Annotated in this window: 22 protein-coding genes and 1 other annotated feature; of the genes, 5 read left to right on the top strand and 17 right to left on the bottom strand. The window is 29.2% G+C overall.

Annotated features, from left to right (window positions below; all coding sequences use genetic code 11):
- Positions 1 to 21: 21 nt before the first annotated feature.
- From CSBG_RS17220 to CSBG_RS17205, 4 genes are all read right to left on the bottom strand, one after another.
- Positions 22 to 1,305: a CapA family protein gene (locus CSBG_RS17220; RefSeq protein WP_008681548.1), complete on the bottom strand. Its 1,284-nt coding sequence runs from the start codon at positions 1,303 to 1,305 to the stop codon at positions 22 to 24.
- Positions 1,306 to 1,402: 97 nt separating this feature from the next.
- Positions 1,403 to 3,325 (bottom strand): aconitate hydratase, encoded by a 1,923-nt coding sequence (locus CSBG_RS17215; protein ID WP_008681547.1) that lies wholly within the window; start codon positions 3,323 to 3,325, stop codon positions 1,403 to 1,405.
- 21 nt (positions 3,326 to 3,346) lie between these two features.
- Positions 3,347 to 4,510, bottom strand: coding sequence for a homocitrate synthase (nifV, locus tag CSBG_RS17210; RefSeq protein WP_008681545.1), 1,164 nt, complete (start codon positions 4,508 to 4,510; stop codon positions 3,347 to 3,349).
- A gap of 317 nt (positions 4,511 to 4,827) precedes the next feature.
- Complete coding sequence (locus CSBG_RS17205; RefSeq protein ID WP_008681543.1) at positions 4,828 to 6,945, bottom strand: anaerobic ribonucleoside triphosphate reductase; 2,118 nt, start codon at positions 6,943 to 6,945, stop codon at positions 4,828 to 4,830.
- A 326-nt stretch (positions 6,946 to 7,271) separates the two neighbouring features.
- Here CSBG_RS17205 and CSBG_RS17200 point away from each other — a divergent pair, with 326 nt between their 5' ends.
- The 3 genes from CSBG_RS17200 (at position 7,272) to CSBG_RS17190 (ending at position 8,849) form a co-directional block, all read left to right on the top strand.
- Positions 7,272 to 8,117, top strand: a complete 846-nt coding sequence (locus CSBG_RS17200) for a DegV family protein (protein WP_008681541.1) — start codon at positions 7,272 to 7,274, stop codon at positions 8,115 to 8,117.
- A gap of 1 nt (position 8,118) precedes the next feature.
- A complete protein-coding gene (locus CSBG_RS17195; RefSeq protein WP_008681539.1) occupies positions 8,119 to 8,580 on the top strand; it encodes a PadR family transcriptional regulator in 462 nt (153 codons plus the stop codon).
- Between the two features lie 68 nt (positions 8,581 to 8,648).
- On the top strand, positions 8,649 to 8,849 hold the full coding sequence (locus CSBG_RS17190; protein WP_008681537.1) for a hypothetical protein: 201 nt from the start codon (positions 8,649 to 8,651) through the stop codon (positions 8,847 to 8,849).
- Positions 8,850 to 8,885: 36 nt separating this feature from the next.
- On the opposite strand, the gene CSBG_RS17185 is transcribed toward CSBG_RS17190, so the two are convergent.
- The 13 genes from CSBG_RS17185 to CSBG_RS17125 all read right to left on the bottom strand — a co-directional run bounded on the left by CSBG_RS17185 (position 8,886) and on the right by CSBG_RS17125 (position 23,309).
- Positions 8,886 to 9,074, bottom strand: coding sequence for a ferredoxin (locus tag CSBG_RS17185; RefSeq protein ID WP_008681536.1), 189 nt, complete (start codon positions 9,072 to 9,074; stop codon positions 8,886 to 8,888).
- Positions 9,075 to 9,145: 71 nt separating this feature from the next.
- The gene (locus CSBG_RS17180) at positions 9,146 to 9,988 is read right to left on the bottom strand and encodes an Mrp/NBP35 family ATP-binding protein (RefSeq protein ID WP_008681534.1); all 843 of its coding nucleotides are present in this window, start codon (positions 9,986 to 9,988) and stop codon (positions 9,146 to 9,148) included.
- A 12-nt stretch (positions 9,989 to 10,000) separates the two neighbouring features.
- A complete protein-coding gene (locus CSBG_RS17175; protein WP_008681533.1) occupies positions 10,001 to 10,840 on the bottom strand; it encodes a hypothetical protein in 840 nt (279 codons plus the stop codon).
- A gap of 137 nt (positions 10,841 to 10,977) precedes the next feature.
- Entirely contained in the window at positions 10,978 to 11,418 is a 441-nt protein-coding gene (locus tag CSBG_RS17170; RefSeq protein WP_235840804.1) for a hypothetical protein, read from the bottom strand.
- Positions 11,419 to 11,526: 108 nt separating this feature from the next.
- Positions 11,527 to 12,993, bottom strand: a complete 1,467-nt coding sequence (locus tag CSBG_RS17165) for a hypothetical protein (protein ID WP_008681528.1) — start codon at positions 12,991 to 12,993, stop codon at positions 11,527 to 11,529.
- Between the two features lie 142 nt (positions 12,994 to 13,135).
- Positions 13,136 to 13,981, bottom strand: a complete 846-nt coding sequence (gene rsmA, locus CSBG_RS17160; RefSeq protein ID WP_008681526.1) for a 16S rRNA (adenine(1518)-N(6)/adenine(1519)-N(6))-dimethyltransferase RsmA — start codon at positions 13,979 to 13,981, stop codon at positions 13,136 to 13,138.
- Positions 13,981 to 14,535, bottom strand: a complete 555-nt coding sequence (gene rnmV / locus CSBG_RS17155; RefSeq protein ID WP_008681524.1) for a ribonuclease M5 — start codon at positions 14,533 to 14,535, stop codon at positions 13,981 to 13,983. The genes rsmA and rnmV overlap by 1 nt, the downstream gene beginning before the upstream one ends.
- A gap of 135 nt (positions 14,536 to 14,670) precedes the next feature.
- On the bottom strand, positions 14,671 to 15,720 hold the full coding sequence (locus CSBG_RS17150) for a 3D domain-containing protein (protein ID WP_008681521.1): 1,050 nt from the start codon (positions 15,718 to 15,720) through the stop codon (positions 14,671 to 14,673).
- 254 nt (positions 15,721 to 15,974) lie between these two features.
- Entirely contained in the window at positions 15,975 to 16,760 is a 786-nt protein-coding gene (locus tag CSBG_RS17145; protein ID WP_008681519.1) for a TatD family hydrolase, read from the bottom strand.
- Between the two features lie 158 nt (positions 16,761 to 16,918).
- Positions 16,919 to 18,532, bottom strand: coding sequence for a Na/Pi cotransporter family protein (locus CSBG_RS17140; RefSeq protein ID WP_008681517.1), 1,614 nt, complete (start codon positions 18,530 to 18,532; stop codon positions 16,919 to 16,921).
- Between the two features lie 336 nt (positions 18,533 to 18,868).
- Positions 18,869 to 20,497, bottom strand: coding sequence for a methionine--tRNA ligase (metG, locus tag CSBG_RS17135; protein WP_008681516.1), 1,629 nt, complete (start codon positions 20,495 to 20,497; stop codon positions 18,869 to 18,871).
- 162 nt (positions 20,498 to 20,659) lie between these two features.
- Positions 20,660 to 22,603 (bottom strand): methionine--tRNA ligase, encoded by a 1,944-nt coding sequence (gene metG, locus CSBG_RS17130; RefSeq protein WP_008681513.1) that lies wholly within the window; start codon positions 22,601 to 22,603, stop codon positions 20,660 to 20,662.
- Positions 22,604 to 22,675: 72 nt separating this feature from the next.
- Positions 22,676 to 22,913 (bottom strand) — a binding site (T-box leader).
- Positions 22,914 to 22,970: 57 nt separating this feature from the next.
- Entirely contained in the window at positions 22,971 to 23,309 is a 339-nt protein-coding gene (locus CSBG_RS17125; protein ID WP_008681512.1) for an SdpI family protein, read from the bottom strand.
- Positions 23,310 to 23,557: 248 nt separating this feature from the next.
- Between CSBG_RS17125 and CSBG_RS17120 the strand changes: the two genes are divergently transcribed.
- Positions 23,558 to 24,070, top strand: coding sequence for an aromatic acid exporter family protein (locus CSBG_RS17120; RefSeq protein WP_008681511.1), 513 nt, complete (start codon positions 23,558 to 23,560; stop codon positions 24,068 to 24,070).
- Positions 24,071 to 24,109: 39 nt separating this feature from the next.
- The gene (locus tag CSBG_RS17115; RefSeq protein WP_008681510.1) at positions 24,110 to 24,601 is read left to right on the top strand and encodes an aromatic acid exporter family protein; all 492 of its coding nucleotides are present in this window, start codon (positions 24,110 to 24,112) and stop codon (positions 24,599 to 24,601) included.

Raw genomic sequence — 24,601 nt, 5'->3', positions numbered from 1 at the left:
TTAATTACTCTTTTACTTAAATTATTCTCTTATTTTAATTTTATCGTTATATTTCTCTATTATTCCTCTAGTTCTGTTTAATGACTCAATCACTCTACCCTTTCCTTCTTCTGTTAGATAATCTGCATCATTAATTGTAGATGGAACAACTTCATAAAATAATCTTCCATCTTTTTCGTACCAATTTACCCAAGTTGGTATATATGTTGGATATTCAATTTTAATTTCATTTGTTTTAATATTTTTACTTAGTCTTACAGATACTATAACTCCATCTTCCGTATAGGGATTTTCTATTCTTTCAGTTCTTTGACTTGATAAAAAGTTACCCATAGAATAAATTACAGCCGTTTCATTAGTTCCATCTTCTGATTTAATAATATCTATAGGTTGTAATGAATGTGGATGTGTTCCAAATATTATATCTACATTTTGATTTGCTAGAAACTCAGCTATCTTTATTTGTGTGCTATTAGGTTCTAATTCATATTCATCTCCCCAATGCATATAAAATATAATAACTTCTGCTCCATTATTTCTCATATCAAGTATTTGTTCCTTCATTTCTTGAAAATCTAAATCTAATGTATCTTCTCTAAATGTATTCATTAATGGATAGAGTTCTTCTGGTATAGTTGTACCATTTAACCCCCTAGCTCCACCTTCAGCAGCCATTGAATAACTATATGATATTATACCGACCTTAATGCCATTAACATCCTTTATTACATATCTATTGTCATTAGTACTTTCTCTTGTTCCTATTATATCAAAGCTTCTTTCCTTAAGAACACTTCTAGTTCTATTAAAACCTCGCACGTCTCTATCTAAAGAATGATTATTCATATTATTAACAACATCTACTCCAACCCACTTCATGGCATCTGCTAATTCATCAGGTGCATTAAAACTTGGATATCCTGAGTATCCATAATTATCTAATCCAGAAAGTGTTCCTTCCATATTTACAATAGTTAAATCTGCATTATTTAAATAATCTTTTACATATTGGATAGTATTTTTAAAATCATATGTATCACTTTGTTCATTATATTGAGTTTCTAATATTTCTTTATGTATTAAAAAATCTCCTGTAGCAACTATATCTATAGTCTTTATATCATTTCCCTCTACTTCTATATCTTCATCTTGGTATTCATTAGAGCTTATATTATCCGTATTCTCCATAGCTTTGTTATTAAAGTTATTTAATATTATCTCAACTCTAGGAATGAAAAATACACCTACTGCTACTATAATAAACATAGCTATTAATAAAATTATTCTTTTCCCATTACCTTTCATAATTCCCCCTATGTTATACACTTTTATATTTATTATATCCCATAAATATAAAAAATAGCATGCAAAACAATTAAATTTTGCATGCTATTTATAATCTTTATCTATTTACCTTAACATAATTTAGCCTTCCACCAGCTTTTATTACATCAATTTCTTTTCCAGTTAAGTTAATATATACATTAAAACTAGTTCCATTAGTTACATTCTTTATTCTAGCTTTGCCATCAATTAAAGCTCTTTTAATGTCACTTATTAAAAGTTCATCTAAAAGTTCTACCTTATCATAATCTACTTCTGCTTCAAATTCCATTGGTATAATTCCATTATTTATGAGGTTTGCCTTATGAATTCTTGCAAATGATTTAGCAATTACAGCTTTTACTCCTAAATACAGCGGTGCTAATGCAGCATGTTCTCTGCTAGACCCTTGCCCATAATTATTCCCAGCAACTATTATTCCACCATTATTTTCTTTAGCTCTTTTTGGGAACCCTTCATCAACTGTATTAAAACAATAATCTGATAAGTAAGGTATATTAGATCTAAAAGGTAATAGCTTTGAATTAGATGGCATTATATGATCAGTTGTAATATTATCTTCAACCCTAATTAGCACTTTTCCTTCTACTTTATCGCCTAATTCTTTATTTACAGGAAAAGGCTTTATATTAGGTCCTCTTACAACCTCTACATTTTCTCCATCTTCTTCAGGAGCTATGATCATTGAGTCATCTATTAAAAACTCTTTTGGCATTTCTATATTAATATTTACATCACATTCTCTCGGATCTGTAAGGACTCCATTTATTGCTGAAACTGCTGCTGTTTCTGGACTTACTAAATATACCTTAGCGGATAATGTTCCACTTCTTCCATAAAAGTTTCTATTAAAAGTTCTTAATGATACTCCTTCAGTTCCAGGAGCTTGCCCCATTCCTATACATGGACCACAAGAGTTTTCCAATATCCTTGCTCCAGCGCTAATTATATCCCCTAGAGCTCCATTTCTAGCTATCATCTCCATAACTTGCCTAGAACCAGGCGCTATAACTAAGCTTACATCTTTATGAACCTTTTTCCCTCTTAATATTCTAGCTACCTTCATTAAATCTTCATAAGAAGAATTTGTACAACTTCCAATAGCAACTTGATCTACCTTTATTTTACCAATAGATTCTACTTCCTCAACATTATCTGGACTATGCGGTTTAGCTGCTAAAGGCTGTAAATCATTTAAATTTATTGTTATTTCTTCATCATACACAGCATCTTCATCTGGTCTAAACTCTATCCAATCATCTTCTCTTCCTTGAGCCTTAAAATATTCTAGTGTTTTTTCATCGCTAGGAAATATAGATGTAGTTGCTCCAAGTTCAGCTCCCATATTGGTTATTGTAGCTCTTTGTGGTACTGAAAGTGTTTTTACACCTTCTCCACAATACTCAAACACCCTAGAAACACCACCTTTAACAGTTAGTCTTCTAAGAACCTCAAGAATTATATCTTTAGCTGTAACCATTGGTTTTAAAGCTCCAACCAAGTTTATTTTACATACTTTAGGAGTAGTTATATAATAAGCTCCTCCCCCCATAGCTAATGCTACATCTAATCCCCCTGCCCCCATAGCAAGCATTCCAACTCCACCTGCAGTAGGAGTATGACTATCTGATCCTATAAGAGTATCTCCAGGAACTGAAAATCTTTCTAAAAATACTTGATGGCATATACCATTACCTGGTCTTGAAAAATAAACACCGTATTTTGATGCTACCGTTTGTATAAACTTATGATCATCAGCATTTTCAAATCCTTGTTGAAGCATATTATGGTCTATGAAAGCTACAGATTTTTTTGTTTTAACTCTATCTATTCCCATTGCTTCTAATTGCAAATATGCCATTGTTCCAGTAGAATCTTGTGTTAATGTTCTATCTATTTTAATACCTATTTCTTTTCCAACTTCTATATTACCTTCAAGCAAATGATTTTTTAGTACTTTGTAAACTAAGTTATCCCCCATTAATTTATTGCCCCCTTTTATCTAATTAACTTTTTCTTCATTTAGTCTCAAGTATTCCTTATATATTCTAACAAGCTCTTTATCAAATAAACTTCTCTTTAATCTTACTGAAGTAGAGCGTACCATTTCTAATATATCTTGAGCTGAACTGCTGTCTAATTCTATTCCATATTCTCTAAATTTATTTATAATTCCAGCTTTACCAGAATGTTTTCCTATAACTATTTGCCTTTCTAATCCAACTATTCCAGGATCAAACGCTTCATAATTTTTAGGATTTTTTATTGCCCCATCTGCATGTATTCCTGACTCATGAGCAAACATATTGTCTCCTACAATAGCTTTCCATGCTGGTAATATTCTACCTGATGCTCTAGACACGTATTCTGAAACTTCTCTAAACATAGTGGTATTTATATTACTTTCATAATTGTAAACAAACATCAATGCCATTAAAACTTCTTCTAATGCAGCATTTCCAGCTCTTTCTCCTAAACCATTAACAGTTACCCCAACATGAGATGCTCCTCCCATTATTCCCGCAATAGCATTTGCAGTTGCCATCCCAAAATCATTATGTGTATGCATTTCTATATCAAAATTTGTTTGAGAACATAAATATTTTATATCTTCATTAATTTTAAATGGCTCCATTATTCCTACTGTATCACAATATCTAAATCTATCTGCCCCTGCTTGTTTTGCTGCTTCTATAAATTGAATTAAAAATTCCCTATCAGCCCTTGAAGCATCTTCTCCATTAACAGATATATATAACCCATTTTTCTTTGCAAACTCTACGGATTTAACCATATTTTCTAAAACCCATTCTCTAGAAGTTTTAAGTTTATGTTGTATATGAATGTCCGAAACTGATATTGATATAGCCACTGCATCTACTCCACAATCTATTGACTCTTCTATATCTTTTATAACTGCTCTATTCCAAGCCATAATACTCGACTTTTGATTTCTTTTTACAATTTGTTTTATAGCTTCCTTTTCATCTCCACCCATAGTTGGAATCCCTACTTCTAGCTGATCAACCCCAAGTTCACTTAGCATCGATGCTATTGCAATTTTTTCTTCATTTGCAAAAACCACTCCTGCTGTTTGCTCTCCATCTCTTAAAGTAGTATCTACAATAAAGACTTCTTTGCCATTATTTAAATTTTTAATAGACATAAGCTTCCCCCTTTAAATTTATTTATTACTTATTGCTAATTAACTAACCCCAATTTTAGATAATAATTCATAATATTTCAAAAATTATTAATAATTATTTTATCATATCCACTAGCTTCAAACAAGTAAAATAAGATTAATTATTATAAAAATTGCAAGTTTAAATAAATTTATTTCATTTTATGCATGTATTATATTTTAATAAGCTAAATCAACATAAAAAATTGCAATAAAATCAAAAAATCTTGCATTTATTTACTTACGCAAAAAAGTAGGGTTTTAAATAACCCTACTTTTATTTTTATATTTATAAATTTCTATAAAACTTTATAGTTATTTTGTTGCTTTCCAGAATGAGATATTCTATCTGCTCTCTCTTCAAACTTACCTGGTCCAAATCTTTCGTCAAGGCTTAAATATCCAGTTACTCTTGAAACCCCTTGAATATCCTCACTTCCACAATCCGGACACTTTCTCTCACTACTATTTAAATACTTTCCGCAACTCTTGCAATATCTTATATGAAAGTTTATTCCTAAGTAACTTATATTTGTACTTTTATATGCATAATTTAACATATCCATTATTGATTCCCCTGATGGACGATCATCTACCTCTATATAACTTATATGTCCAGCATTACATAATTTGTGATAAGGGGCTTCTATATCAATTTTATCTTTTATGGATATAGGATATTTGACAGGTATATGGAAGCTATTAGTATAATAATCCTTATCTGTTACACCTTTAATAATTCCAAAGGATTTTTTATCTTTCTTTATAAATTTGCCAGAAAGTCCTTCTGCAGGTGTAGCATAACAACTCCAATTTAGCTTTGTTTCTTCTGTTACTCTATCAATAAAACTTCTTATATGACTAATAATCTTAAATCCTAACTTTCTTGCATCATCATTTTCTCCATGATGATAACCAGTTAAAGCAATTAAAGTTTCAGCTAAACCAATAAATCCTATTCCCCAAGTCCCTTGCTTCAATATCGGCTCTATTGAATCCTCTTGAGATAGGCCTTCTGATCCCTTAAGTAACCCTTGACCAGCAACAAAAGGTAAATCCTTAACCTTAAGTTTCTTCAATACATTATATCTATGAAGTAATGACTCCTTTGCTAAATTTAATCTTTTATCTAAAATATCGAAGAAATCATCAACACTTCCATTTGCTTGAATTCCTATTCTAGGTAAATTAATTGTTACAGGAGCAATATTACCTCTACCTTTACATCCTGGCTCTCCATTAATATTCTTCATTAAATAAGTTCTACATCCCATAGTCGCAGGCATATATCCCATATCATAATACTCTTTATTAAAATCAGCATCTATATTCATAAATGTAGGGTTCATTCTCTTAGCTGCAACTCTACATGCTAATTGATATAAATAATGATATTTATCTTCTGGTTCTCTATTTACTCCTTCTTTAACTCTAAATATTATATTAGGAAATATAGGTTGTTCCCCCTTACCTAATCCCTTTTCATATTCTAATAAAAATATTTCACATATTAGTGCCGCATCTTCAGAGTTTGGTATACCTAAATTTATAGAACTAAAAGGAACTTGTGATCCTGCCCTAGAATGCATTGTATTCAAATTATAAACAACACCTTGCATTGCTTGATGTATCTTCTTTTTTAATCTTTCTTCTGTTAACTTTTCTATTCTATCTTTATCTAATCCGAGTTCTTCCAATTCCAATCTTATTTCTTTTCTTGTAGGATCAACAAATATAGCCATATCATTATCAAAATCCGGATGTGATTGTCCTCCAAACATATCATTTTGACTTGACTGAAGTAATATACACGAAAGTTCTGCTGCTGTCTCTATCCTTTTAGGAATTTTAATAGTTCCATAACCTGTATTAAATCCTTGTTCTAATATTTCTTTTGTTGGTATGTGTAAACAGTTAATAGTCAAGTTATAACTATCTAAATCATGATAATATAAATCTCCATTTTCATGTGCTTTCGCTAAATGCTTTGGCATCATAGATAAGTTATGCCACTTATTGGACTCTGATGCTATTCTTAACAATTTAGAGCTAAAGTTATTTCCAACATTAGCATTATCTCTATCAGTTTCTATACCTATTTTTTCGATTGCTCTCATTAAGTCTGATTTTATTTCTCTAACCTTAGTTCTTTCTTTTCTATAACTTGAATATGCAGTTTTAATATTTTTATAATTACTATCAATCAAAGATTTTTCAACTAAATTTTGAATTTCTTCAACCGTTATTTTTTCATTACCTGTTTCTTCTATATAATTTATTACCTTTTTTACAATATCTAATAATTCAACTTCTTTAAGCCTTTCCCCTATTTCATCTCCTGCTTTTCTTATTGCCGTAGCTATTTTAACTGAATTGAAGGAAACTTCTCTCCCATCTCTTTTTACTACATATAGCACTTATACTACCCCCGTTACACAATATATTGTATTAATTATAGTATTCATTATACGCTCTAAAAATATTCATTTCAAATTGTAATATAATTAGATTTCAATAGATTTACTTTTAATATATGGTGTTTTCTTCTATATTTACTTCTTTTTATGATTATATAAAGTTGACAAATAAAAATTTCTCTCAACAAAACTATATCAATAGTGATATAGTTTTTAAGTATCAGTATTGATATATAAATTTGCTATGATATAATAAAAATGTATAGATTTTTAAGATTTTGAGATTATAGAATTATATTAAATTATTTTATATTAGGAGGATTTTTATGCAAAAAATAGCATTAATAGTTGATAGTGCGTGTGATTTATCTCTTGAGACACTTAAGGAAAAAAATATTCATTTACTTCCACTTAGAATTACTTACTCTCATAAAGAATATAGAGATAAGATAGATATATCTGCTGACGAAATTTACGATAACCTAGAAAAAGAAGTTCCTAAAACATCTTTACCTAGTGCAGAAAATATGGAAGAAATTTTAGTTTCATTAGAAAATGAAGGCTATACTCATGTTATTGCTATAACTATTTCTAGCGGCCTATCAGGAACATTTAACTCAATAAGATTAGCACTAGAGGATCATCCTCAACTAACATCTTATGTATTTGATACTAAAATTTTAGCTATGCCTGAGGGCCTTGTTGCATTAGAGGTTGCTAATTTAATTAATGATGGAAAAACATTTGAGGAAATAGTATCTGAAATTCCAAAAATAAGAATAAATATTACTGGATACTTTACTATAAACACATTAGAATACTTAAAAAGAGGCGGAAGAATAGGTAAGATATCTGGTACAATAGGAGAAATGTTGAATCTAAAGCCTATTGTAACTGTTGATGAAGAAGGTGTCTACTATACTGTATGTAAAGCTAGAGGAAGAAAACAATCAATATTAAAGCTTACAAATATATTAAAGGATGAACTTGCTTTAGGACCTTGTAAAGTTTGGGTACTTCAAGGTGGAGCTTTAGAAGAAGCAAAAAATTTCATGGAATCTCTGAAAGGCTTAAAAAATATAGTTAGTCTTGATATATCCCAAATAAGCCCTGCTTTGGGAGTACATGGAGGACCCGGGTTACTTGGCCTAGCAATTCAAAAGGTTTATTAATATGGATAATTACAACCTTCACCTAAGCAGTATAGAGGATATAAAAGAGGAAGAAAAAAGACTCCATGAAGAATACAAAAGAAAACTTTCAGAATTAAAAAAGATTCAAAAAGAAAAAGAATCTGTTGGTCAAGTATTTACTAAAGGTCTATTACCTATATATGTTCTTCATATACTTAGTATTGCTCCTTCAAATGGATATGATATTGCAAATAAAATAGGTGAACGTACAAACGGACTTTGGATTCCTAGTACTGGTGGTATTTATCCTTTACTAAAGAAATTAGAAAAAGATGAATATATAATTGGTGAATGGGATGATCCTAAAAAGAAATTTCAAAAAGTTTATTCCTTAACTCAAAAAGGAATAGAGGAATATGAATCTAGAAAACATCTTTTAAAGCCTAAGATAGAAGAGGCATTAAAGGTATTTAAAATAATTTATAAGGACCTTTATAAATAGTTACCTTTTTGTATTATATTTTTTAATTTTGCACAAAATAACATTATAAATTTTTAGGTGGTGTTATTTTGAAAGGTAAAATTATTGATTATAATTACTTTGAAGCTTTTGTAGCTTTAGAAGATGATACTGTTGTTAAAGTTCCACTTACTCAAGTAAGTGATTATTTAAGTGTTGGTGCTGTAGTTAATCTTGACTCTAATAATTTAAGCTGCAGCACTAGTAATAAACCTAAATTGACTCAAGATAAAATAGTGGATTTTTTTTAATAATAAAAAGATGCTTGATATTCAAGCATCTTTTTATTATGATACGCTTATTGCATTTACTGGACAACTAGCTTCTGCATCCTTAGCTTCATCTTCTAATTCACTAGGAACATCAGGATTTTTTGCCACTGCCTTTCCATCATCATCCATTTCGAAAATTGATTCACAAATTGATGTACATAATCCACATCCAATACAAGTATCTTTATCTACATGAGCTTCCATATTGTAATCTTCCTTTCTTTATTAATATCACTACTATTTTACCCATGAATATATATTTTATGTATTTCTTGCTAATACAAACCTTCAAAAATTAATGAATATAAATCATTATTTATTACATATTCCTCTGCTATTCCTTCTTCTAAAGCTTCAGTTAAATCCACATTAATTGGAAGTTCTCCAATTAAAGGTACACCTAAATATTCAGCATGCTCTTCTGCTGATTTTTTACTAAACACTCTCATCTTGGTATCACAACCTGGACAATTTATATAAGACATATTTTCTACAACACCTCTTATTGGTAAAGGCATCTTATTTGCCATTGTTATTACCTTTTTAACTATCATAGATACCATATCTTGTGGTGTTGAAACAATAATAAGCTCTGTAATAGGGAAGCTTTGCATTACTGTTAAAGTTATATCTGATGTACCTGGTGGCATATCTATTAATAAATAATCTAACTCTCCCCATACTGTATCAGTAAATAGTTGAGTTAAAACACTTGTTACTATAGGACCTCTCCAAACAACTGGATCATCTTCCTTTGGTATTAGTAGATTCATTGATAGTACTTTTACTCCACCCTTTGATTCTACTGGATTATATTTAAAATTATTTTCATCAATAGGTTCAATAACTGCTCTTTTATTACTTATACCAAAAAATCTTGGCATTGAAGGACCTGTTATATCAGCATCTAAAACGCCGACTTTATATCCTTTTTTTCTTAATGTACTTGCTAATATCCCAGTAACTGTAGATTTACCTACTCCACCTTTACCGCTTATTATTCCAATTACATTCTTTATTTCACCATACTTAGGTAATAGCTTACCACAACCTTGTGCTCCAACAGTATCCTTTGAGCTACATTTATTTTTACTTGGACAAGTTGAACAACCTGACATAATACTTACCTCCTACCAGTTTTTCTCTACTTCTTTTGGAATATTATCTTTAGTATAAATAGAAATATTCCATTCCTTAAATTCATTTTCCCCGACTACATAGTAATAATACTCTATGTTATTTTTCTTATCTTGCACTGTTATATTACTCTTATATATAGTTGAATTATGTCCCCTATTTTTGATGTTTATAACAATATCAAAATCATTTTGATTGTTATTTACCATCTCTACATTAGGTGTAATATTTCTCGCTCTTGTGAGAAAATCCTCTATATCAGAAGAAAATATATATTTTAGACAATCTACATCTTCTTGCACGTCAATTCCAATCTTATTATTTCCATCATTAAGAACCTCTTTTTGAAGATTCATAACATCTAATATAGAATTATAATATATGTATTCAAAATCTCTAGGCTTTCTAATTATTGATAAATTTTGAAGAATCCCTTCATCCAATCTTTTAGAAACCGTAAAACTAATATCATCGTTATAAAAGTTTCCATCATATGCCCCGACTACATAATTAAAAGTCTTAACTTCATCACCAACTTTTATTTCAAATATGTAGTCTGGCTGTAAATCTGATTTTTTTTCACTAACCTTTGCCTTTGATAAAAGGTTATACATGTTTAATATAGCTTTATCATCAGTTACAAGAAACTTAAATGACTTATCTCTGACACTTTGAATACTTATAACCTCTACTTTTCCACTTCCTAAGTAATCAAAATAACCGTTATCGCTTTTAAATTTACTTTTTATATTATCTATCATCCCACAAGATGTTAAGCTAAATGACAGAATTATCACTAATATAGTAATTATACTTTTTATTGGCTTTTTCAATTATATCCTTCCCCTCTATTAAAAAGTCAATAGTATCCCTACAATAACTTATAGTTAATTAGGAGAAGCATTAGCTTCTCCTAACTATAAATAAATTATAATACTTTAATTCTTTAATAGCAAATTTTATTAAATGATTATTGAAAACTCTTTGATATATTATCAAAGACAACATTTATGCTATTTTTTTCTTTTCCTTTTATATAGGAATATTTAATCATAAGAACTTTTCCCTCTGAGTAATTTCTAAGATAATATTTATTTATAGTATCGTCCTCTTTTTTATTTATAATATACCAAGTACTATCATCCTCTACTATTTTTATATCATCTTTATTTATTGTTATATCATTACAAATAGATTCTATTTCATCATTTGTAATAGATATATTTCCATGAATATCTTTCCCATCAGTAAAATTAATATTTATATAACTATTGGAATTATCGTCTATTTCCCACCCTATTGGTAGTGAAATTTTATATTTCCCCTCTCTCAACAAATAAACATCAAATTCTTCTATATTATTATTTGAAATTGCAACTTTTCTTATATCATTTATAAATAGATTCTTCATACAGACTATAAGAAACATTAGGAATACCATTAGGGTTATTATATAGATTTTTTTCTTATTCATTTAATATACTCATCAGGATTTATAAGTACACCCTGCTATAGCACTCTATTGCATAGGTACTACAACAGTTGAATTTCTGAAATCATAGAACATTAACCAGCATCCCATTCCATCCCTAGTTTCATCATTAATCCAAGTTACAAATCCAGTCTTTCCTTCATAAGGTTGCTCATCTCTATTTTTCTTTCCTGGAATACCATAAACTATATATCTTATATTTCCATCTTTATCACATTTATATCCAAGCATAAAGTGTCCATACTTTCTTATATATGGATAGTAATTAAGCATTGGATAATATGCTACTGTATATCTATTATAATTTGACATATTACACATTTCATGCAAATCATGAACAGGTACTTTATACCACTTACAATATTTTATTTCTTGATATTCCCCTCTGCAGTGTTCAAATCCATTGGCAATTCCCTCAAAGTATTCTCCAACACTTCCTCTTATTGTAAATACCTTCGGCTCCTCTTCTATATTATCTTCTATTTTTTCATCTATCTTCTCTTCGTATTCATCAAATTTATTCTTCTTATTGCCCCTGTTTAATGAATCCATTTCATGTTGATTAATGTTTTCTTCTTTACTTTCAACTTGATTTTCTCCAATCTCTTGCTCAGTAAATTGATTATCTTCGTTAATAATCTCCTCTTCATCAATACTATCATGATTACCATCTCTGTTTAATGAATTCATTCCGTAATAATCAATATCCTCAGTTTTATTTGCAAATGGGTTTTCTTCAACCTTTTGATTAATAAACGGATTATCTGCGCTAACAATCTCTACTAAATTAGTAGGCTCTTCTACAACTTCTTCTGATTCTTCTAAATGCTTTTCGTCTTCTATATTTATAGGATCAATACTATCAATTTCCTCTATAATAGGTCTTTCACCTCTAATATCTTCATCTCTATGTTCATCACATTTCTTTTCTTTCTTCTTATCTTCATGATGTTTCTCTTCATCACACTTCTTCTTTTCATGGTATTTATCTTCATCCTTTTTCTTCTTTTCATCTTTCTTAATATATTCAATCTTATCCTTTATTTTTTCATGAGCAGATTTTACTATCTTGTAATTTTTCCAATTTTCACTTGGTTGTTCTCCATTTATGAAACCGCACATTATTATAATTGGAATTTCATTTTTCATCTTAGCTATTGCAGCTCCTGATACTTTATCATAAGATATTCCTAATCCTGCTATATCATCAACAGAATACTCCTTTGTTATTTCTGCCTTTCCACCATCGGAAATAGTAATTTTACCTAAATCTACTATTTTCTTAGTATCTTTCTTATTGCATATAGCTAAAATGCAATAATCATCATCATCATCATTCCTTAGATTTTGAGCATAGAAAGAAATTTTGCATGTATCTCCTCTTGCTTCTATCTTTGAATATCCTGATAAGGTTTTGTCATTAGAATTAGAGTAGCCTCTTTCGTCTTCTTGTAAAATAATAAAATTTCTATACAACTTATTTAATTGTGACAAACCTCTAGAACCTCCACTTTACATTAATTCAATACATTATATGCATATCATATCTAAATATGTTAAAAATAAAACTCGTGAGATTATTTGATATTACACCAAATTTCTCACGAGTAAAATAATTACTATATTAAATCGAAATCTATCTTAAATATTGATTTATCTTATCTGACAAAGTCGCAAACTCTTCAATAGTTAAAGTTTCGCCTCTTCTTTTTGGATCAATATTAGCCTCATTAAATGCTAATTCTAAGTTTTCTTTACTTAATCCGATATTTTTCACACCATTCCAAAGAGTTTTTCTTCTCATATTAAATGAATTTCTAATTATATCAAAAAATAATTTTTCATTTTCAACTTTAACTTTTGGCTCACTTAATTTATCTAATCTTATCACTATAGAATCAACTTTTGGTCTTGGTATGAAGCATTGAGGTGGTACTCTTCTAACTATTTTAGTATTACAGTAATATTGAACTAATAATGAAAGAGAACCATAATCTTTGTTCCCAGGATTTGCATTCATTCTTTCTGCAACTTCCTTTTGTATCATTATAGTTAATGATTTAAAGTTATAGCCTTCCTTTAATAATTTAACTATTATAGGCGTAGTAACATAATAAGGTAAATTAGCAACAAGCTTTACACTTTTTTCTTCTCCAATTATCTCATTAAAATTAACCTTTAAAGCATCCTTATGTATTAATGTAAATTTAGGATTATCTCCTATTTCTTGATTCAAGATAGGTATAAGATCATTATCTAATTCTATAGCTACTACTTTTTTAGCCTTATTTAACAATTGAGCTGTTAATGTACCAACTCCCGGTCCTATTTCTATTACTAAGTCATTTTCATCTACTTCAGCACCAGCTACTATATCTCTTGGAACTGAATCATCTATTAAAAAGTTTTGTCCTAAGCTTTTGGAAAACTTAAAATTATATTTTTTAACTAGCTCAGCCGTTTTTATATCTTGTATTTCCATTACTTTTTCACCTCTAAATTTTCTTCTATTTTTTGTATTGCCTTAATGAATTCCTCTTTTGTTATAGAATATTTATTTAATCTACTTAACATCTGATTTGCATTTCCATATCCTATTCCTAGTTCTTTTCCTAGGATTATTCTTCTTCTTTTCGAATCAATATCACCTGTAAGTTTAAAATGGAACATATCTTCAGAAGTATATACTTCATCAACTACCTCTTCTGATATTTTTGCCCTATTTAAAGCTTCTATAATCACCTCTGGAATTGCATTTTCTACGCCTATATCATCACCTTTTATTCCATCCTCTTGGGCTATATAAGCATGCTTTATTCCCTTCACTCTTTTAGCTATTATACTTCTGATCTTTTCTCCTGCAAAATCAGGATCAGTTAAAACTATTACACCTTTTCTTTTTTGAGCCTCTTTTATTCTTTCTATAACCCTAGCATTTATTCCAAATCCACCAACTGCTATAACTTCAGCATCAACAGCTTGCTTAACAGCAGTTATATCATCTCTACCTTCAACAACAATAACCTCTTTAATCAAAATATTAACTTCCTTTCCGTTAATAAAAAAATCCTTTATTTATTACATCTAAGTAATAATTTATCCTTATATTCTTATTATGTCAAATTAATTAGAAAATAAAAGGATGCCCTAACTTTAGAGCACCCTCTTATTTTACCATTCCCCTGGATAAGCTAAAATATAAACAGGAACGTTATATTTTCTCCCCCAGTTATTATATGCTTCTGCTTCAGAATTTACATATACATCTATGATATTTCCTTTTATAGCACCACCAGTATCTGCAGCTACAGCTCTTCCATATCCCTCTACATAAACTAGACTTCCTAAAGGAATAACTCTTGGATCAACAGCTATAGTACTTATACCATTTGGATCTCTAACAGGTACAGTCCCTGTTGCTGTAACTCCACCACCACTATATGCAGTAGACTCACAATATATTACGCTCTTATAATTTAATAGCTGACCATCTCTACTTGCAAAGGTTTTTCTTGTTCCTTGTGCAACTACTTTATTAACTGGTTCTGCTACTACCTTGGAGCTTTTAACAGCTCTAGAAAATTCTTCACCATTTTTGTAAACTATTTCATAAGTGACTTCCTTTTCTCCTGAAGCTCCATCTTGTCTAACTTCTTCTAGTCCACTATCAAGGTTTGCATCTGTTTCAACTACTACATCAAAATCAATAGCCTCCTTGGCTAACTCTTTTTTCACCTCAACCTTAACAAGGTTAATTTTTAAATTCGATGTAATTTTCGTATTTAATGCAGGAGTTATCTCGTCTAAACCTTCATTAAATTCAATGCCTTGATTCTTAAGTTCTTCTTCTACTTCTAGCATTTCCTCAATAGTATCTTCTGCAGTGTCAATTTTTACTTGTTTATCTCCTACAGTAAGTTCTACTGAAACAGCTCTCTTAATAGAAATTGTATCTCCTTCAGATACCTTACTATTTAAAGCTGGTTGAACTTTGTCTTTAGGGTTAACTTCTACCCCGTTTGTATCCAACACATCTTTAACAGTCCCTTTATATGTGACAAACGTTTCTTCTTTACCGTCTATTTCCATTGTTACTGTCTTTCTCATATTTATGAACGTCACTGATAATATAATAGCAAATACTGCTACACCCATCAGTATTTTTGCCTTTGGACCGTTAGAAAAATTATTTTTCATGTATTCTTTCCATTTTTCTACCATCTACTTTACCTCCTTTGGCAAGAGCGTCTTTTGCATTATAATTGAATTAAACGCTTTTGTCAAATTAAGACCTCCTGCATTAATGAAACTGCGTATAAATGCATCATATGCATACTTAAAATATAAATTATAAATAATAGCAATTTTGCAGCCTTTTACAAAAAGTAGATACGTTCTTTATATGACTTTTCCGTGTATGTTAACAAAATAATGAATTTGTAATTTTTTTGAAGTTATTACTTTTTTATTGTACTTTATAAATTATTTCCAATCAACCTCTTAAAATTATCATTTACAGCCAAATTAACTTCTTTTGGGTTCAATTCCTTTATTATAGCAATTTGTTCTATTATATAAGCTATATAGTCCGATTTGTTCCTCTTTCCTCTATTTGGTACAGGGGCCATATATGGACAATCTGTCTCAACTAGTAATTTTTCTAGTGGGACATGCTTAACCACCTCTACTATTTTTTTTGCATTTTTAAATGTAACTACCCCTGTTATTCCAATATAGTATCCATGTTTTATACATTCCATAGCAAATTCGGTACTACCTGAAAAGCAGTGAACTATTCCCTTTACATTAGGAAATTCTTTAATAATTTCTAAAGTGTCTCCATGTGCCTCTCTATCATGTATTACTACAGGAAGATTTAGTTTCTCTGCAAGTTTCATTTGTTGTCTGAAAACTTTCTTTTGTATATCCTTTGATGGATTTTCGTCCCAATAATAATCTAATCCAATTTCTCCAATAGCGATTATCTTTTTATTCTTCTCAACTAAATCTAAAATTTCTTTTTCTACATCGTCATTAAATTCATTTGCATTTTCTGGATGTATACCTAAAGCTCCATAAATAAAATCATTTTCAAGAGTCAATTTATTAGCTTTTGATATACTTTCATAACTAGAAGCACAATTTAGTATACCTATAACTCCATTTTCCTTAATTTGTTTAAATACACTTTCTCTATCTTCATCAAAAGCTTCATCATCATAATGAGCATGTGTATCAAATATTACATATTTATTTTCCATATCCATTCCTCCAATTAATTCTGAAATTATTATAAATATTATTATATTACAAAAAACGATAGAATACACATTTTATCTTTATTTATATATATTATCCGTAGGCAAAAAAGGAGTCTGCTAAAAAACTAAGCAGACTCCTTTATGTTATTTATATACTGTTATACACTATGTTTTTTCCCTGCATTTCCGATGTTGTTGGCATGGTCACCTATTCTCTCTAGATTACTTATTAAATCTAAGAATATAACACTTGATGCTGCAGAACATGATTTTTCATTTAATCTCTTTATATTATTTTCTCTAAATTTCTTTTCTAGCTTATCTATTTCATTTTCTATTTGCTCTATTTCCATTGGAGCTGTTGGATTTTTACTATTATAACTACTAATAGCAACTTCAATAGCCTTAACAGTTTTATCAAATATTAGTGATAATTCTTCTTTAGCTTTATCTCCAAGATGAATATTCTTATTCATTTTTTCTACAGCTAGATCTGCTATATTCTCCGCATGATCCCCAATTCTCTCTATATCATTAATTACATGATATGTTGAACTAAATAATTTTATGTCTTCTTCTGGTAAATCAAGTTGTGAAAGTTCAACTAAGTAATCAGTTATATCCTTTTCTAATGCATTTATTATTTTTTCATTTTTATATACCTTTTCAGCTGATTCAGTACTATTTTCAGTAAATGCCTTCATAGCTAACTCTAAGTTTTCTTTTGCTTTAGTAGCCATTCTTATTGTTTCTTTAAGTACTTGTCCATTTGCTACTATAGGAGTTTCTAATAAATTCTTATCTAAATATATAGCTCCTTCTTTTTCTATTTCAGTATCACCTGGAAGAATCTTGTTAACTATTTTAACTAAATATGCTGATAACGGTAATAATAATACAGTAACTGTAATATTAAATATAGTATGAGCATTAGCAACTTGTCTTGCTACACTTGTTGGATCAGTTGATTCTACTAATCTTATAAATGGATTTATAAATGGTAAGAAAATTAATGCTCCTATTGAATTAAATAGTAAGTGTATCAATGCAGCTTTCTTTGCAGTTCTATTTGCTCCTAATGACGCTAATATTGCTGTTACGCAAGTTCCTATATTACAACCTAATATTACAGGAAATGCTAAACGCATATCTATTGCACCAGTTGTTGCAAGAGCAACCAAAATACCAGTTGTCGCTGATGAGCTTTGTACAACAGCTGTCATACCAAGACCAGCTATTAAGCCTAAAATACTATTATCTGCAACTACCATTACAAATTCTTTAAACCAACTCGCCTCCGCTATTGGTTTCATGGCATCTGACATTACGCCCATCCCCATAAATAAAATACCAAATCCTAAAGCTATACTTGCTATATCTCTAACTCTTTTCTTCTTGGCTATAAGCATTATTATAGCACCTGCGCCTATAAATAATGGTGCAATTGCATCTAAATCAAAAGATACCATTTGAGCTGTAATAGTTGTACCTATATTAGCTCCCATTATTACTCCTGTTGCTTGAAATAAGTTCATTAATCCTGCATTTACAAAGCTTACAACCATAACCGTTGTTGCACTTGAGCTCTGTATTATTGCAGTAACCAATGCACCCACTAAAACTCCTATGTACTTATTGCTCGTTAACTTTTCTAGTATTGATTTTAGGCCTTCACCTGCAGCATTTTCTAGACCATCTCCCATAAGCTTCATGCCATATAAGAATAAACCTAGTCCACCTATTAAACCTGTTAAAATAGCAAACTTGTCCATAAATTATTCTCCTTATAATTTAAATAATTTCAATTGTTAATATAAAGTTAATATTTTGTTAACAAAATTACTATACAACTAATAGATAAAATTGTAAATATTAAATAGTATGTAAAGTTATCCTTATTTTTAAATTTATCTATTTATTATAAGAAGATCTTTATAAAGCATTCATAGTTTATTTATTTTTTTGTCACACTATTGTCATATTATTAATGTATTATAATAACTGTAAAGTAGTTAAAGCATTATTATTTACCCCTAAAACCATCTAATGGTCCCTAGATTAAATTATTCCCCAAAGTGATTTAATCTAGGGTTTTTCCATTTAAATCATTAATTTCTTTCTTCCTTTAACCTCTTAACTTCTTCAAAGGCTCTTTTCTTATCAAGCTTTTTAAATAATATTTCTAATGATAAAACTTCTTCACTCTTCTTTTCTATATAGCTCCATATGGGCTCTTCTAAATCTAAAGAGTTTCTTATCTTCTTGCAAGTATCTGGCATAAATGGTTCTAATAAGTTAGATAAATTTGCAATTACTTGAACGCACTCATAAATCTTATTTTTAATTTCCTTATTACTCTTTTGTAATTTTATCTTTAATAATTCATCTTCAAGATATTTATTCATTTTTTTGACATAAGACATAATATCTAAAATTGCATTTTTAAACTTACCTTCTTCTATATTATCTCCTACATCAAAATATAGATTTAATATTTCATTTTTAAAATCATTTGATATAATTCCATTAGGTATCTTAGAATCATAATTTTTATTTATAAAATCAATTGTTTTATTAATAAAATTACTTAATGAATTAACTAAATCCCTATTTACTACATTTATAAAATCTCTCCAAGTAAAATCAGTATCCTTTACTTCTGGAGAATTCAGCGCTAAATAATATCTAAACTCATCAACATCATAATTATCAACTATATAGTCACCCCATATAGCCCAATTTTTAACTGACGAGAAATTTTTCCCTTCTAACTTCATATATTCGCTTGATATAACTCTCAAATTAGGATTCTTTATTCCAATACCTGCTAATATAGCTGGAAATATTACAGTATGGAATGGTATATTATCTTTACCATGAACAAAATAAACTCTTGAGTCTTCCCCCTGCCAATATTCTTTCCAATCTTCGTTTCTTTCTTCTAAACACTTCATACTAGCTGTTAAATATCCCATTACCGCTTCAATCCAAACAAATATTTTTTTATCATCATATCCTTCTAAAGGAACATCTACTCCCCAATTAAAATCTCTTGTCACAGCCCTGTCTCTTAATCCTTCATCTAAATATCTCTTTACTATTTTTTGAGCATTTTCTCTCCAACCCTTTTGCCTAATTAAAAGTCTTCTAACATCATTTTCAAAACTTGAAAGTGAAAAAAATAAATGTTTTGTTTCTTTTAATATTGTTTCATTACCACAAAGCTTACATCTTTTATCTAAAAGTTCCTCTGAATCTATTATCTCCAAGCAGCTTTCACATTGGTCACCTGAGACTATTTCCCCGCAATGTGGACATTTTCCTTCTATATACCTATCAGATAAAAATTCATGGCAATTTTCACAATATGTTTGTTCTATTTCCTTTTCATATATATACCCATTATTATATAATTCAAGGATAAATTTCTTAACCTTTTCTTCATGATAATCAGAGTGAGTCTTCTCAAAAACATCAAAGGAAAATCCTAGACTATCAAAACATCTCTTAAACTCATCATGATATTTAATAGTTGCCTCTAATGGAGTTATTCCCTCTTCTTTTGCTTTCATAGTTACTGGCGTACCATGACAATCTGTTCCTGATAAAAATACAACTTCATCTCCCATAAGTCTATGATACCTAGCAATTATATCTCCTGGGAGCAATACTGCTATTCTTCCTAAATGTAATGGTCCATTTGCATATGGCCATGCGTTTCCTACTATTATATTCATAAAAAACCCCCTTATAAAAATTAGAAAAGTGAATGAGTGAAAAAGTGAAAGATTAAGGAGAAAACTCAGCTAAAAGCTGAGTTTTTATATAAACTTTTAATAATTCAATTGTAATTGAATTATATCCTTAACTTTTTAACTTTTCATTATTTCACTTCTTAACTATCTTACTACGCTTCCTGTTGGTAGTTCTCCTGGATTTACTACTTTTAATAAGCTATCATCATCTGTTGATGCTGCTAATATCATACCTTGTGATAATTCGCCTCTTAATGTTACAGGTTTTAAATTAGCTACTAATACCACATATTTTCCAACTAAGTCTTCTGGTTTGTAGTATTGTGCTATTCCTGAAACTACCTGTCTTTCTTCTCCATTTAAATCTACTTTTAGTTTTAATAACTTTTTAGCTTTCTTTATAGGCTCACATTCTAATACTTTTACTACTCTTAAGTCTATTTTCTCGAAGTCTTCTATAGTTATTTCTTCTTTAATTGGAGTTATTTCTCTCTTTTCTTCCTTTTTATTAGCTGCTAATTGTGCTTCTCTTAATGCTTCTAACTCTGCTATTTTTTTATCTACGTCTATTCTTGGGAATAAAGCTTCACCTTTTTGAACCTTAGTTCCAACTATTGTTCCATTAAAATCATTTAATGATTCAAATGTAATATTGCTTGCATTTATTTGCTCATTAATTTTCTTACTTGTATCTGGTAAGAATGCAGATAATAAAACTGATGAGAATCTTAAGCTTTCTATTAAGTTATATAAAACTGTTCCAAGTCTTTCTTTCTTATCTTCGTCCTTAGCTAATATCCAAGGAGTTGTTTCATCTATATACTTGTTTGCTCTACCTATTAATTCAAATATATTTTCTAATGCTTCTGGAATTCTTAAGTCATCTATAGCCTTATTAACTTTCTTTGGAGTTTCTAATGCTAAGCTTATTAATTCATCATCTATAGCTTCTTTTATATTATTGTTTGGGATTACTCCATCAAAATATTTTTCAATCATAGCTACAGTTCTTGATAATAAGTTTCCCAAGTCATTACATAAGTCTGAATTTATCTTCTTTATAAATATCTCATTATTAAATAATCCATCTGATCCAAACGGTATTTCTCTTAATAGATAATATCTAACTGCATCAACACCAAAGTTTTCAACTAATGTTACTGGATCAACTACATTACCTTTAGATTTAGACATCTTTCCCCCATCAACAAGTAACCATCCATGACCGAATACTTGCTTTGGCAATGGTAAATCTAATGCCATTAACATAATTGGCCAATAAATAGTATGGAATCTTAAAATATCCTTACCAATTAAATGTACATCAGCAGGCCAATATTTATCGTATAAATCTTTGTTATCACTACCATATCCTAAAGCAGTTATATAGTTTGAAAGTGCATCTATCCAAACATATACAACATGGTTTTCATCAAATGTTACAGGAACTCCCCAGTTAAAGCTAGTTCTTGAAACACAAAGATCTTGTAATCCTGGCTTTAAGAAATTATTAACCATTTCATTTTTTCTTGATTCTGGTTGTATAAAATCTGGATGAGTTTCAATATACTCCATTAACTTATCAGCATAATTACTCATCTTAAAGAAGTAAGCTTCTTCCTTTGATTTTTCTACTGGTCTACCACAATCAGGACAATTTCCATTAACTAATTGAGTTTCTGTCCAGAAAGATTCACATGGAGTACAATATAAACCTTCATATGATGATTTATAAATATCTCCCTTGTCATATAATTTTTTAAATATATCTTGAACAGCTTTTATATGATAATCATCAGTTGTTCTGATAAACTTATCATAGCTAATATTCATCATCTTCCATAAATCTTTTATTCCTGATACTATTTCGTCTACGTGCTCTTTTGGTGTTATTCCCTTTTCTTCTGCTATCCTTTGTATCTTTTGACCATGTTCATCTGTTCCAGTCAAAAACATTACATCATATCCAGTTAATCTCTTATATCTTGCAAGAGCATCTGCTGCTACAGTTGTATAAGTGTTTCCAATATGAAGTTTAGTTGATGGATAATAAATTGGTGTAGTTATATAATATGTCTTTTTACACATACCATTTCTCCTCCCTAACATTGTTATCTTCTTTATAATAAAAAAATCTCTATATAGGTATATTAAGACCTATATAGAGACGTATTATACGTGTTACCACTCTAATTCATACTTATTTCACAATAAATATCTCACTAGGTGAATTTAATCACCCTGCAATATAACGGTTGCTCCCGTATTCCTCTAACTGAATAGCTCAAGAAATATGCTCCAAGGCCATCTTCATAAAGATTCTTGCCGCTAGCTTTCACCTTACCTAGCTCTCTTTAGGACATTCTTTCTTTACTACTCTTCTTTTCATCGCACTTTTCATTTATTATTATGATATTCTATATTAAAAATACTGTCAATTATTTTTAGTATATGATTATTTATCAAACTTTTTCTTTATTAACTTATCAATCATTAATCTTGATAATAAAACCATAAATAAACTAAACAGCAATATAAATGTAAAAGTATTTTCACCAATTATAAATAATACTATAGCATTAATTATAAATAATCCCGTTCCTACAGATCCATAAATTTTACCTGCTAATTTATTTGAATACTCCCATGAATATTTATCATTTAATGAATACTTATGTTTATATCCTATTTTTGTATCTGGATATTTAGTTGAACTAGTTTCATATAGTCCTCCGAAGATAAACATACCTATCGGAATTATTTCTACTATCAATAAGTAAACCCAAAAACTCATATAATCAATCCTTATTAAACATATTTGTAATATTTATATTTTATAATAACAATAACTATATCTGCAATATATATTTATAATATGTAGTTACTATTTATTTTCACTTAGTAACTACGTATTATAAATATAATTGCTAATCTAGTAGTACTTAAATTTTTATATAGACTTATAACCTTAAGTTACTTTTATATGCTAATCTTATATAACTTATATGCTATAATATTATAAAAAAGATTGGAGTTGATGCTGTGGAAAACTTTGAATTACCTCATATAGGCTCTAGAAATATTAAAACAGCCCTTTCTGTTTTAATTTGCCTTATATTTTGGCCAAATTCTCTTTTTGCTGCAATAGCAGCTGTGATCTGTGTTCAAGACACAGTAGAAAACTCAGTTAAAATTGGCCTTAATAGATTGATAGGAACTTTACTTGGTGGTATATTAGGCGTTATATTACTTTTTACAATAAATAAATTAAACTTAACATCATTTTCAACAATAATAACTGCTATTGGAGTGTCTTTAATAATTTATATTTGTAATTTAATTAAAAAACCTGCTGCATGTTCTATTGCTTCTATAGTATTAATTGGTATACTTATTTCTCAAAGTTATGATAACCCATTAATATATTCTATTAGAAGAACTGTAGAAACAGCATTTGGAATAATAGTTGCTATAATTATTAACAAATATGTTCATCCACCCAAAAATAAAAAGCAAAAAACAAATGAAAAATTAGAAAATACAAATAATAAATAAAAATAAATTTACTTACAAAAGATTAAGGGAGAAAATAATATGAATCTTACAATTCCTAAGGTTGGACTTAGGACTATAAAAACCGCCGTTTCAGTATTTCTATGCTTATTACTATTTCCTAACGAGCCATTCTTTGCATGTTTAACTGCTGTTATCTGTGTTCAAGATACAGTTGCAAGTTCAGTTAAAATGGCTATAAATAGAGGGCTTGGGACAATAGTCGGAGCAATTATAGGATTATTATTTTTAATTATTTGCAGATATTTTAAATTTAATATCCACTCTATAGCTCTAAGTAAAATATTAATTTATATAGCTATATCTATAGGTATAATAGTAGTTATCTATTCTTGTAACTTACTAAAAAAGCCTGGTGCAATTAATGTGTCTTGTATTGCATTTCTTGGCGTAACTACTATTCATGCTTTTACAGACCCATTCTATTATGCAACTAATAGAATAATAGAAACTCTTTTTGGAATTTTAATAGCTTTACTTGTTAATAAATTTATTTTACCACCTAAAGAGTAA

It is taken from the genome of Clostridium sp. 7_2_43FAA (assembly GCF_000158375.2).
GTDB classification, from domain to species: Bacteria; Bacillota; Clostridia; order Clostridiales; family Clostridiaceae; genus Clostridium; species Clostridium tertium.
This window is presented reverse-complemented; position numbering and strand designations above follow the sequence as displayed.

Bases quoted from the DNA above. Each gene is read 5' to 3' on its own strand.
- CSBG_RS17150 (WP_008681521.1), bottom strand. From the start codon at position 15,720: ATGGTAGAAAAATGGAAAGAATACATGAAAAATAATTTTTCTAACGGT.
- CSBG_RS17200 (WP_008681541.1), top strand. From the start codon at position 7,272: ATGCAAAAAATAGCATTAATAGTTGATAGTGCGTGTGATTTATCTCTT.
- CSBG_RS17145 (WP_008681519.1), bottom strand. From the start codon at position 16,760: ATGGAAAATAAATATGTAATATTTGATACACATGCTCATTATGATGAT.
- metG (WP_008681516.1), bottom strand. From the start codon at position 20,497: ATGAATATAATAGTAGGAAACGCATGGCCATATGCAAATGGACCATTA.
- CSBG_RS17215 (WP_008681547.1), bottom strand. From the start codon at position 3,325: ATGGGGGATAACTTAGTTTACAAAGTACTAAAAAATCATTTGCTTGAA.
- CSBG_RS17115 (WP_008681510.1), top strand. From the start codon at position 24,110: ATGAATCTTACAATTCCTAAGGTTGGACTTAGGACTATAAAAACCGCC.
- CSBG_RS17170 (WP_235840804.1), bottom strand. From the start codon at position 11,418: ATGAAGAATCTATTTATAAATGATATAAGAAAAGTTGCAATTTCAAAT.
- CSBG_RS17140 (WP_008681517.1), bottom strand. From the start codon at position 18,532: ATGGACAAGTTTGCTATTTTAACAGGTTTAATAGGTGGACTAGGTTTA.
- CSBG_RS17180 (WP_008681534.1), bottom strand. From the start codon at position 9,988: ATGTCAGGTTGTTCAACTTGTCCAAGTAAAAATAAATGTAGCTCAAAG.
- CSBG_RS17195 (WP_008681539.1), top strand. From the start codon at position 8,119: ATGGATAATTACAACCTTCACCTAAGCAGTATAGAGGATATAAAAGAG.
- CSBG_RS17220 (WP_008681548.1), bottom strand. From the start codon at position 1,305: ATGAAAGGTAATGGGAAAAGAATAATTTTATTAATAGCTATGTTTATT.
- CSBG_RS17125 (WP_008681512.1), bottom strand. From the start codon at position 23,309: ATGAGTTTTTGGGTTTACTTATTGATAGTAGAAATAATTCCGATAGGT.
- rsmA (WP_008681526.1), bottom strand. From the start codon at position 13,981: ATGGAAATACAAGATATAAAAACGGCTGAGCTAGTTAAAAAATATAAT.
- CSBG_RS17185 (WP_008681536.1), bottom strand. From the start codon at position 9,074: ATGGAAGCTCATGTAGATAAAGATACTTGTATTGGATGTGGATTATGT.
- metG (WP_008681513.1), bottom strand. From the start codon at position 22,603: ATGTGTAAAAAGACATATTATATAACTACACCAATTTATTATCCATCA.
- nifV (WP_008681545.1), bottom strand. From the start codon at position 4,510: ATGTCTATTAAAAATTTAAATAATGGCAAAGAAGTCTTTATTGTAGAT.